General features: G+C 71.2%; 9 protein-coding genes and 1 pseudogene. 3 read left to right on the top strand and 7 right to left on the bottom strand.

The window, feature by feature from the left end:
- The first annotated feature begins 60 nt into the window (after positions 1 to 60).
- A complete protein-coding gene (locus tag ACFUN8_RS35015) occupies positions 61 to 927 on the top strand; it encodes a serine hydrolase (protein ID WP_383646841.1) in 867 nt (288 codons plus the stop codon).
- 91 nt (positions 928 to 1,018) lie between these two features.
- On the top strand, positions 1,019 to 1,474 hold the full coding sequence (locus ACFUN8_RS35020; protein ID WP_383646843.1) for a nuclear transport factor 2 family protein: 456 nt from the start codon (positions 1,019 to 1,021) through the stop codon (positions 1,472 to 1,474).
- 28 nt (positions 1,475 to 1,502) lie between these two features.
- Here the strand turns inward: ACFUN8_RS35020 and ACFUN8_RS35025 are convergent, their stop codons facing one another.
- From ACFUN8_RS35025 to ACFUN8_RS35055, 7 genes and pseudogenes are all read right to left on the bottom strand, one after another.
- A complete protein-coding gene (locus ACFUN8_RS35025; protein ID WP_383646845.1) occupies positions 1,503 to 1,775 on the bottom strand; it encodes a hypothetical protein in 273 nt (90 codons plus the stop codon).
- 42 nt (positions 1,776 to 1,817) lie between these two features.
- Positions 1,818 to 2,174 carry a PRC-barrel domain-containing protein gene (locus ACFUN8_RS35030; RefSeq protein ID WP_383646847.1) on the bottom strand — a complete coding sequence of 119 codons (357 nt, stop codon included), beginning with the start codon at positions 2,172 to 2,174 and terminating at the stop codon, positions 1,818 to 1,820.
- A 142-nt stretch (positions 2,175 to 2,316) separates the two neighbouring features.
- Positions 2,317 to 3,519 (bottom strand): ROK family protein, encoded by a 1,203-nt coding sequence (locus ACFUN8_RS35035; RefSeq protein ID WP_383646859.1) that lies wholly within the window; start codon positions 3,517 to 3,519, stop codon positions 2,317 to 2,319.
- A gap of 211 nt (positions 3,520 to 3,730) precedes the next feature.
- Positions 3,731 to 7,030, bottom strand: a complete 3,300-nt coding sequence (locus tag ACFUN8_RS35040; protein WP_383646850.1) for a PQQ-dependent sugar dehydrogenase — start codon at positions 7,028 to 7,030, stop codon at positions 3,731 to 3,733.
- 101 nt (positions 7,031 to 7,131) lie between these two features.
- The gene (locus ACFUN8_RS35045; protein ID WP_383646852.1) at positions 7,132 to 8,100 is read right to left on the bottom strand and encodes a sugar phosphate isomerase/epimerase family protein; all 969 of its coding nucleotides are present in this window, start codon (positions 8,098 to 8,100) and stop codon (positions 7,132 to 7,134) included.
- Positions 8,101 to 8,352: 252 nt separating this feature from the next.
- Positions 8,353 to 9,306: a hypothetical protein gene (locus ACFUN8_RS35050; RefSeq protein ID WP_383646855.1), complete on the bottom strand. Its 954-nt coding sequence runs from the start codon at positions 9,304 to 9,306 to the stop codon at positions 8,353 to 8,355.
- Between the two features lie 607 nt (positions 9,307 to 9,913).
- Positions 9,914 to 10,285, bottom strand: a pseudogene (locus ACFUN8_RS35055) (winged helix-turn-helix transcriptional regulator); the annotation flags it as partial.
- 120 nt (positions 10,286 to 10,405) lie between these two features.
- On the opposite strand from ACFUN8_RS35055, the gene ACFUN8_RS35060 reads away from it, so the two are divergent.
- Complete coding sequence (locus tag ACFUN8_RS35060; protein WP_383646856.1) at positions 10,406 to 11,266, top strand: SDR family oxidoreductase; 861 nt, start codon at positions 10,406 to 10,408, stop codon at positions 11,264 to 11,266.
- Positions 11,267 to 11,446: the final 180 nt, after the last annotated feature.

Genomic DNA, 11,446 nt, shown 5'->3' on the forward strand with positions numbered 1-11,446 from the left:
GTGTCTGTGTGACCTTACGCACGTTGCCTTCAGGGGCCCGCATTGCCTAATGTCCGGTTTGTGCTTAGTTTCCGCAGACTGCCGACCTTGGCCGTGGCCGGACTCGCCCTCGCGGTGGCGGTGCCGGCCTCCGTACTCACCGCCGCCCACGCGGCCGACGGCCCCGCCCGTACCGCGCCCACGTCGGCCGGCGTCGACAGCGCGATGAGCAAGGCGCTCGACGCGCTGCCCGCGAGCGACGGCCGCTACACCGTGGCCGTCGAGGACCTGCACGGCCGGGGCTCGGCCGTCTACGGCGAGGAAACCGGCGCCTTCGACACGGCCAGCGTCGTCAAGGTCGACATCCTCGCGGCCCTCCTGCTCGACGCCCAGGACCGTGGCGAGCCCCTCACCGCGCAGCAGAAGAAGCTGGCCGCCGCGATGATCCGCAGCAGCGACAACGACGCCACGAACGCGCTCTGGAAGGCGATCGGCGGCACCGACGGCCTGAACGCCGCCAACAACCGCCTCGGCCTGAAGGACACCCGCACCGACAAGGACGGTCACTGGGGCCTCACACGGACCACCGCGGCCGACCAGATGGTGCTCCTGGAAGCGGTCCTCGGCGACGCCCACTCCCCGCTCACCGCGCCCTCCCGCGGCTATCTGCGGTCACTGATGAGCACGGTCGAGGCGAACCAGCGATGGGGGATATCCGCCGCCGCCGACAGCAAGCGGCCCGGAGCCGCGCCGGCGCTGAAGAACGGCTGGCTGCCGCGCAGCGAGACGGAGCTGTGGGACATCAACAGCATCGGACGCGTCGAGTACGGCGGCCACACCCTGCTCGTCGCGGTGCTGTCCGACGGGCAGCCGTCGTACAAGAAGGGCGTCGACCTGGTGGAACGGGCCGCGACCACCGCCGTGAAGGCGTTCGTCAAGGCCGAGTAGACCGGAGGCGGAGCGGACCGGGAGACGCCGGGCCGCACTCGATGTCCGATTACCGCCGGTGGGCCCCGCCGCGACCCAGCATGCTCGGCGCATGACACGACCACCCACCGAGGCCATGACCGACCCGCTCACCGTCCTCACCGGCATGTACGCGGCCGAGGCCCGCTATCTGGCGGCAGGCGGGCCCGGCGCCGCCTCGTTCGCCGTACTGGAGCCGTTCTTCGCGCCCGACGTCGTCCTGCACCAGGCCGACACCCTGCCGTACGGCGGAACCTGGCGCGGCCACGAGGGCATCGAGCGGTTCTTCGTCGCGATGAGCGGCGTGTGGGAGACCTTCGACATGGTGGAGCAGGAATTCCTCGCGACCGGGGAGACCGGGGGCCCCGCGGTGGTGCTCACCCGGATCCGGGCCCGCGCGCGGGCCACCGGCCGTGAGCTGTCCTTCCCGATCCTCCAGACGATCACGGTCACGGGCGGCCGGATCGCCGAGGTCCGGCCGTTCTACTGGGACACCGGAGCCGTCGCCGACGTCACGCGGCTGCCCTGAGCGGAACCGTACGGGAGGACCGCGCCGCTCATGCGGACGGGCCGGCGCCGAGCCCGGTCAGCAGCGCCGCCAGGAAGGCGCGGACCTCGGGCTCGCCGTGCGGCTGCCAGTCGCCGTCGGTGAGCCGCTCCGGCGAGCGCAGGGCCTCGGTCAGCATCCGCGTCCGGCGGGCCGGGGGATCGTCGCCGAGCACGCCCTTCGCGATCAGGGCGTTGACGCGGGCGGCCTCGCCCTCGTCCAGCCGGGGGCTGAACTGCGTGCAGTAGAGCACCTTGGTGATGAAGCCGCGCCATTCGTCCACCGGCGAAAGCGTACGGCCTGCCCCCAACCGTCCGGCGCGCCGTCAGCGGCGGGCGAGCTGGCGTTCGCCGCTGGGGCCCGGCTCGTACGGCAGGTCGTAGTGGGAGAAGACCGCCTTCTCGTCCTCCGCCGGCAGCACATCGTCGGTGCCCATCGACGGCGCGTCCTTCACGGCGGTCTTCGAGTACCTGACCTGCACGTAGCCCGGCCCCACGACGGCTCCCGAGAGCGGCACGAAGACCAGCCGGTGCCTGGTCGGCATGCCGACCAGCACGGTCGCCACGGCGGGCTCGTCGGTACGGGTGTCGACGTAGACCGCCTCCAGCGAACCGATCTTGCGCCCGTCGGAGTCGATGACGTCGTGGGTACGCCATTCACGGATGTCCGCGGAATCGATCATGTCGGCTCTCCTCCTCCGGTGGCCCTCGCTGTCGGGCCCACTGCTGCGTCTACCCCGCCCGGCTCCGGTCATGGTCGCCGACGGCGTGCCGGGCTGCCACTCGGGACGGCCGGAGAGCCGTACGGAGGCGAGGCCGGGACCGTCAGGACTCCTCGCCGTACGCCAGCTCGCTCGCCAGCAGCGCAGCGCCCACGACCCCCGCGCGCGGACCCAGCTCGGACATGACGATCGGCAGATTGCCCGTGGCGAGGGGCAGCGAGCGTTTGTACACGACACTGCGGATCTCGGCGAGCAGCGGATAGCCGAGCCCCGTCAGTCCGCCGCCGATCACGATCATCGACGGATTCATGAAACTGACCAGGGTGGCGAGCACCTGCCCCACCCGGTGGCCACCGGCCCGGATGAGGTTGACGCACGTGTTGTCGCCGCCGTCCGCGCACTCCGCGACATCCACGGCGGTCAACACCCCCCGCTCGGCGAGCCGTTCGGCGAGGGCGGGCGACTGGCCCGACCTCGCGGCCTCCGTGGCGTCCCTGGCCAGCGCCACCCCGCCGAAGTACGCCTCCAGGCAGCCGGTGTTCCCGCAGGAGCAGACCGGCCCGGCCGCCTCGGCGTCCACCTGGACGTGCCCGATGTCGCCGGCGCAGCCCTCCGCGCCCCGGTAGATCCGGCCGTGATGCTGCATGCCGGAGCCGATACCGCTGCCGATCTTCACGAAGAGCAGATGGTCGACGGTCCTCGCGACACCGCTGTGCTGCTCCCCGAGGGACATCACGTTGACGTCGTTGTCGACCACGACGGGGCAGCCGTGCGCGCGGGCGAGGGTGTCCCGTACGGGGAAGCGGTTCCAGCCCACCATGATCGGCGGCGAGACCGGGACGCCCTCGCGGAAGCTGACCGGCCCCGGCAGGCCGATGCCGATGGCGTCGAGCCGGGTGTAGTGCCCCTGGTCGGCCATCGCGCGCAGCAGTTCGCTGACGCGGCCGAGCACGGCGACGGGGCCCGAGCGGATGTCGGCGGGTTCGGAGATGGCGGCCACCGGCGCGAGCGCGCCGTCGGTGATCTCGATGTCGACGGAGCTGGCGCCCAGATCGACGGCGGCGAACCGCAGACCGGGGTCGAGCTGGACGAGGGTGGAGCGCCGCCCGCCGCGCGACGCGGCGGGGCCCGCCTCGCTGACCCGCCCGGCGGCGACCATGCGGTCGAGTTCGCCGAGCAGCCGCGGGCGGGGAACCTCCAGCCGGTCGGCGAGCTGGGCGCGGGACAGCGGGCCGTTGTCCCGCAGCAGACTCAACACGCGGTACTGGATGTTCACGGGCTCACTTCCTCTGGACGCCTTCGACAGCTTTCGGGAGGTGTCGCGGGGCGGAGCGCGGGCGTAACGGGCAGTACGCGGGCGGCTTCCGGCAACTTTTTCACAGATCGCCGAAAGTTGCCGCCTTGTTGACGGAACCCGGCCCGGCCCCCGCGACGGAGCCGGAGCCGGGTCCGGGCACAGAACTGCCCCGCCGGTGAGAGCGGGGCGTGGCAGCGGGGCAGCCCTGTCGGTCCCGGCGTCAGCCGGTGGCGCCTCCCTTCAGGGCCCGCGCGTCCCGTGCCAGGGCCGCGCCCGCCGCGCCGTCCGGCACCAGGGCGGTGTCGGCCGTGTAGCCGGCGAACGATTCCAGTACGGCCGCGGCCTGACTGGTGCGGCCCGCGTCGGCGTGTGCCTCGGCCTGCCCGAGCCGTACGGTCAGCCGCTGCTGTCCCTGTGCGGTGACGAGGCCGTCCGCCCGCAGCTGGGTGATCAGCGCGCGGATGTCCGCGTAGGAGGTACGGGTGGTGAAGGCCACCGTCTTCGTGGTGGTGTTGCCGGCCTTGTCGCGGGCCCTGACCGTGAGGTCGTGGTTGCCCAGCGGCAGCCGCCAAAGCTCCAGCGCCTGGCCGGAGTTGACGGCCTTGCCGTCCACCGTGGCCGTCACGGTCGCCCCGCCGGACACCGCGTCCGCCGCCGAGAAGACCGGCGTCGGTCGCTCGGAGTCCCCGTAGACGCCGTCGGCGTCGATACCGGTCGCCGTCACCGTGGGACCGGTGCGGTCGATCCGTACGGTGAGCGAGCCCACCTCGGAGACGTTGCCGCCGTTGTCGGTCGCCCGGTAACGGACCGTCGTGGCACCCTCCCTGGACAGCGTGACGGCCGCGTTGGCCGACAGCCATGTCGTACCGCCGTCGATCGAGTACTGACGACTGGCGACCGTCCCGTTGTCCGTCGCCGCGACCGCCAGCGACACGTTGCTGGTGTACCAGCCGTCGTCACCGTTGGGCCGGGGCGGGTTGAGCGTGGCGGTGACCTTGGGCGCGTTCTTGTCGGCGACACCCGCGCCCTGGAAGGTCAGCGAGTCCAGCTCGACACCGCCGGAGGTGGTGACGAAGACCTCGCCGGTCCCCGAAGGGGCGTTGCCCAGCGCGGTGGTGACGGTCTGCCAGCCCTCGCCGGCCGGGACCTGCACCGTCGCGAACGGCTCCGCGTCCACCGAACCCCAGCGCAGCGCCAGCGTGCCGGCGCCACTGGCCCGGGTCTTGACCCCGTTGATCCCGGCGAACGACACCGGGTCGTACGCGATCCAGTCACCCGCGTCGAAGGAGGTCAACTTGCGCTGGCCGGACGCGGTGGTGTCGTCCGCGATCGTGACACCCGACGCGGAGTCGTAGTGCTCGCCCTGCATCAGCGCCGGGTTGAGGACGACCTGGGCGTCACCGGTGGCCGGCGGCACGCCGCCCGCGCCCTTGTCGGTGTAGGTGATGCCGAGGACGCCGAAGACGTTCTCGGTGTCACCGTGCCCCGCGTCGGCCGGGGTCAGAACGCCGCCCGTGCAGCCGGTGCCGCTGTTGACCGGGTGGCCGTGCTGGTTGTGCCCGAGACCGAAGGTCCAGGCGGCCTTGGCGCAGTCCGGCGTGGTGCCGTCCTCCGGGTCCTCGACGGCTATGCCGTACGGCACGGAGTCGCCCCAGTTGAAGAACCCGCCGTCGGGCGGCGAGGTGATCCGTATCGTCGGCGCCGTGTTGCCCACGGTGATCTGACGGCTCGACAGCCCGGACTTGCCCTGCGGGTCGGTGACCTTGAGGCGGGCCTGGAACTGGCCGTTGTCCGGATAGGTGCGGTTGGCCGTGGGTCCGGTGGCGTCGAACGTGCCGTCGCCGTCGAGGTCCCACTGGTAGGTGAGGTCGCCGTTCTCCGGGTCACTGGACCCGGTGGCGCTGAACGAGACCGCCAACGGGGCCTGGCCGGACGTCTTGTCGGCCTTGATCACGGCGGTGGGCGCCTTGTTGCCCTCGGCGTAGTCGATCCGGTAGAGACCCGCGTCGGGGTTCTGCCGGAAGAAGCCGTCGCCGTAGTCGAGGACGTAGAGCGCGCCGTCCGGGCCGAACTCCAGGTCCATCGGGTTGTCCCACTGCGGGATGCCGTTCTGCGAACGCTCGCTGTTCGGCAGGACGTTCTCCAGCTTGCTCACCGGGCCGTCAGGACCGTCGAGCGTGAGCGCGGCGACGTAGTCCTGGGAGAACTCCGCCATGAACGCCTTGCCGTCCCAGTACTCCGGGAACTTGCCCGGCGAGGGGTTGTCCGCGTCGTAGTGGTAGACCGGACCGCCCATCGGGGCCTGGCCACCCGGACCGCCGGGGCCGCGGAAGGCGGTCAGCTCGGGCCACGGCTGGTCGGTGTCCCGGTCGCCGTACCAGAGCGTGGCCGGCGCGGACGCGGGCAGCTCGGTCAGGCCGGTGTTCCAGCGGGAGTCGTTGACCGGCGCCGCGCAGTCGAAGGCGGGTCCCGGCGTGAGGGTCGCGAAGTCGAAGTCCCGGTAGGGCTTGGTGTTGTCACCGGTGCAGAACGGCCAGCCGCTGTTCAGCGGCTTCGTCGTGGTCTGCCACTCGACGTAGCCCATCGGGCCGCGGTTCGGGTCGGCGGTGCCGGCGTCGGGGCCGTAGTCGCCCCACATGACGGCGTCGGTCTCGCGGTCCACGGCGAGCCGGAAGGGGTTGCGCAGACCCATCACGAAGATCTCGGGGCGGGTCTTGGCCGTGCCCGGCTCGAAGAGGTTCCCGTCCGGGATCGTGTAACTGCCGTCCTCCTGGACGTCGATCCGCAGGATCTTGCCCCGCAGGTCGTTGGTGTTGCCCGCGCCGCGGCGCTCGTCGAGACCCGGGTTGAAGCCCGCCGCGTCGTTGATCGGCGTGTAACCGTTGACGTTCGGGCCCGACGCCGGGGTGTTGCCGCCGGTCGCGAGGTAGAGATTGCCCTTGCTGTCGAAGTCCACATCACCCGCGACATGGCAGCACTGGCCGCGGTTGGCGTCGACCCGGATGATCTCCTGGGCGGTGGAGAGGTCGAGCTTGTCGCCGGTCCACTTGAAGCGGGTCAGGGTGTCGTACCCCTCCCACTGCTTCCAGTACGCGTCGGTCTGCCCGGCGGGCAGCGTCTGCGGCGCGGAGCCGGCCGGGGTGTTCAGCGGCGGCGAGTAGTAGAGGTAGACCCACTTGTTGGTGGCGAAGTCCGGGTCCAGTGTGACCGTCTGCAACCCCATCTCGGAGTTCTGGTACACGTCGACGTGGTTGACGACCTTCGTGACACCGGTGCCGGGGTCGGTGAGCCGTACGTCGCCGTTGCGGGCGGTGTGCAGGACGCGGTTGTCGGGCAGCACGGCGAGGTCGATCGGCTCGCCGGTGTCCTTCGTCAGGGTGACCTTCTCGTAGTTCGACCAGTCCAGGGCGTGTTCGTGGCCCGGGTGCGCCTGGGCGGCGGGCGCGACGGCCACACCGCCCAGCGCGGGCAGTGCCACGAGCAGGACCCCCGTGATCAGGCGTCTCAGGGTGCGTTGCACGGGATTACGTCTCCTCGGTCGCTGAGGTTAAGGAGCGGGTGGAACACGCGAGGCGCCCCCGCGCGCGGAGGCGCCTCGCGTGCTCTTCGGGGGAGGCTCGCTCAGCCGAGGAGTCCCTTGAGTGCCGTGAAGCTGCGCTCGGCCGCGCCGAGCGAACCCGGCGGATTCGGCAGGGTGTTGGGCGCGGTGTCCTGCTCCCAGATGCCGACGTGCGAGGCGCGCGGCCCGATGTCGCGGATGAACTTCTCGTACGGAAGGTCTCCGGCACCGAACTCGACGATGTCGAAGCCGTTGGCGTTCGCCGCGTTGGCGTCGCCGTCCTTCATGTGGAACAGCGGGTAGCGGTACGGCTGGTTGCGCACGTACGCCGCCGGGTCGAATCCGGGCCACCGGTACTGGCCCACGTACGCCCAGTAGATGTCCAGTTCCAGATAGACGTGGCGCGGGTCGGTGTTCTTGAGGAACACGTCGTACAGCCGCACCGACGGCTGGTCGGTGGCGAACGCGAACTCGCCCGCGTGGTTGTGCTGGTAGAGCTTCAGACCGCGCGCGGTCGCCGCCGCGCCCCAGACGTTGAACTCGTCGGCGGCGGCGCGGTAGCCCGCGACCGTGTTGACGTTCGTCGGCGCGTTGGCGGTGCCCACGTGCGGCATCCCGAGGATCTGCGCGGCGTCCAGCTCGCCCTGCAGGTTGGAGCGGAAGTTGCCGATGCCGACGTGGCTGCCGACCGCGGTCAGTCCGTTGTCGTCGAGCAGCTTGCGGATCTCCTGGACGGTGATCTGCCGGCCCAGGATGGACGTGTTCTGGGTGTACCCGGCGAACTCGATCTCCTTGTAGCCGATCCGGGCCAACTCGGCGAGGACGACGGCGAAGCCGAGTGAGGAGACCTTGTCGCGGATGCTGTAGAGCTGGATGCCGATCCGGTCCTTGGGGATGGACAGACTGCTCGGCGCGGCGGCGGCAGAGGTCGCGGCGGCCCCGGTGACGGAGGCGGCGGCGAGGGCCACGGTGGTGCCGGCGGTGGCGCGCAGGAAGTCCCTGCGATCGAAGGACTTGTGAATATGGCTCACGGTCACTCCTGGGGAATGAGGAGAAGAAGGTACGAACCGGGGCGCGCGCGGCCGGAGTGGCTGCTCTCGGCGGTGCGCGCCGCGACGGCGGAGGGTGACTGCTGTGCCGGCGGGAGGGGAAGCGCCGAGCGGTGCGTAGGGCGTGGGTGGGTCGAGGCGTCGGTGCGAGCCGTCGCGTCGAGGGGGTTCGCGGGTACGGCGACGGGGGCGGTCGCCGTCACCCGCTGGTGTCGCGGCGGGTGCCGCTCGGCGTCAGAGGCGGGACTTGCCGGCCTCGTGGGCGTCGGCCTTGGCGGCGGCGGCGCGCTCGGCGGCCTTCTCGGCCAGCTCGGCGCCGCGGTCCTGCGGGGCGGCCTTCTTGGCGGAGCGGGAGGACGACGCGCCTGCGGCGGCGGTGTCCCCGGTGACGGCGCCGCGGATACGCGCCAGCTCGCCCACGACCAGGACGGGGTTGTTGCCGGTCGCGGTGAGTCCGCCACGCACGATCGCGTTGTCGAGCACGGCGTTCGCGGTGTTGTCTGTGACGGCCAGGTTGCCGCCGAAGTACGAGGCGCCCGCGCAGGATCCGAGCACGCCCTCGCCGCCGATCTGGAGGTTGTCGGCGTTGCCCGAGTACTTCGCGGCGCCGTACACCTCGCTGGCGCAGAACACGCCGCCCAGGGTGTTCCCGTTGACGGTGAGCGCGCCCTTGACGGTGGAGTCGTAGACGTCGGTGTACTGGTTGCCCTCGCCCGTCAGCGCCGCGTTGAGGGTGCTGCCGGAGACGTACAGCTCGCCGCCCTCGGTGCTGACGTTCCCGCCGAGCGTCGAGTCGACCGCGTAGACGAATCCCTCGGTGGCGTCGACCGCCTTGAGGTTGCTCTTCTCCAGGTGCGTGCCGAACGCGGAATCGGTCGTCAGCGCGCCCTTGACGGTGGTGTCGGTGAGGTCGAGGTAGGCGTTCTCCTCGACGTTGACCGCGCCGTTGAAGGTGGCGCCCGCCGCCACGAGGTCGGCGCCGGCCTCGACCGTCACCGAGCCCTTGACTCTCGTACCGGTGAGGGTGCAGGACTTCCCGGCCGGTACGACCAGGTCGTTGCTGACGGTCACAGCCCCGCCGTCGCCGACACAGGTGGTGTAGAGAGCGGCCTGGGCGGAGCCGGAGAAGGCCACCAGGCTCCCGGATGCCACCAGCGAGGCCGTCGCGATGAACGTACGGATCTTCATGTCGCTTCCCTTCAGCTGCGGTCACGGCAGAGTCGGTGACCCGGCCGGTTTCCCCGTCCTGCGACGGGGGTGCTGCACGGTGCGTGTGCGACGACCGTCGTGACGGCGATCGACGCAGCGCCTCGTGACGGGCGGTGGCCCGGCCATGGGGGGAGAGACGTGGAAAGACTCGTGTGGTGAAGGGCGTTCGGGGGGAACGCCGATCGGCTGCGGTGTTACCGCGACGAAACAATGTCTCGGTGGGCCGAGACATTAGAGCGCCGCGTGGGGACTGTCCAGAGGTTCGGTACGAATCTCTGGAACTTTCTAATGATTCATCAAAAGGTGTGCTGTGCCGGTGGAAAAGACGACGGAACACCCGGGGAGCGGGGCCCGGTCCGGCGGGGAGGGTGCAACGGCGCGGCTGTGAGCCCGCGTTCGCGGTCGCGAAGGGCGTGGGGGTTCGGGGAGTTCCGGCGTCGTCGTGGGCGGACTACCGCGACGCGGGCCGCGGTGCGGGACGCGATCCGGGCTTCGACGTGCGCTCGGGCGGGGACTTGGGCGCGGGCTTGGGCTTGGGTGTGGGCTTCGACGTGGGCGTGGCCTTGGGTGCGGCCTCGGACGCGGACGAGCGCGCCTCGTCGTACGCCTCGCGGGCCGTGAACACCGCGTCCAGCCGCCGTTCCGTCCAGCGCGCCAGCCCCCATACCTGCTCGGCCGCCTCGCGGCCCAGATCGGTGAGCGAGTAGTCCACGCGCGGCGGGATGACCGGCCTGGCGTCGCGGTGGACGAAGCCGTCCCGTTCCAGGGTCTGAAGGGTCTGGGCGAGCATCTTCTCGCTGACGCCGTCGACCGCGCGGCGCAGTTCGCTGAAGCGGTACGAGCGCTCCAGCAGGGCGGCCAGCACCAGCACGCCCCAACGGCTGGTGACATGTTCCAGCACGATCCGGGAGGGGCACATCCGCCGGTTGACGTCGGGGCCGGGAGCGCTTTCGTCCATTCCGGTACCTTACTTCAAGGTGGGTACTTCCTCACGGGAAGTGTGGAACTTATCGTTGATCCAGCGAGTTACGAACCACTGCCAAGCCTGGCAAACCGTACGAAATGGATAGGGCGCCTCATGAGCATCGTCGTCACCGGAGCGACCGGACACCTCGGCCGTCTCGTCATCGAATCCCTGCTGACCGCCGATGTGCCGGCCGGCGAGATCACCGCCGTCGCGCGGGACCGGGAGAAGGCCGCGCCCCTGGCGGCGCTCGGCGTGCGGGTGCGGACCGCCGACTACGACAGGCCCGAGACACTGACGGACGCCTTCCGGGCCGGCGACCGCGTCCTGCTGGTCTCCGGCAGCGAGGTCGGCCGCCGCGTACCGCAGCACACCGCCGTCATCGACGCCGCACGGGCGGCGGGCGTCGCACAGCTCGCGTACACCGGCATCCTGGGCGGCCCCGACGCCGACCTCGAACTGGCCGCCGAGCACAAGGTCACCGAGCGGCTGATCCTGGACTCCGGGCTGCCGTACACCTTCCTGCGCAACGGCTGGTACACCGAGAACTACACCGAGAACCTGGCGCCCGTACTGGAACACGGCGCCGTCGTCGCCGCGGCGGGCGAGGGCCGCGTCGCCAGTGCGAGCCGCGCGGACTACGCGGCGGCGGCAGCCGCGGTGGTGACCGGCGAGGGGCATCTGAACAAGGCGTACGAGCTGTGCGGCGACACGGCGTGGTCCTTCGCCGAGTACGCGGCGGAGCTGTCGCGGCAGACCGGCCGGACGATCACCTACAACAACGTCCCCGGTGAGACCCTGCTGGGCATCCTCACGGGAGCCGGTGTGCCCGAGGCGATGGCCGGGCTCCTCGTGGACGTGGACAAGGCCATCGAGCGCGGACTCCTCGTCGGTACGACGGGTGACCTGTCCCGCCTGGCGGGCAGGCCCACGACGCCGCCGGCCGAGTCGATCGCCGAGGCGCTGAAGGCCTGACGGCACGGCCCTCGGCCGCCCGTCCTCGTCTGTCAGTCCTCGGCCGGCTGCCTCCGGGGCGCCCGTCCTCGTCTGTCAGTCCTCGGCCGGCTGCCTCCGGGCGCCTGTCTCCGACCGGCTGCCTCTGGGACCGGCTGCCTTCGGGACCGGCTGCCTCTGGGACCGGCTGTCCTTCACCGC

The organism is Streptomyces sp. NPDC057307, from assembly GCF_042667665.1.
Classification (GTDB): domain Bacteria; phylum Actinomycetota; class Actinomycetes; order Streptomycetales; family Streptomycetaceae; genus Streptomyces.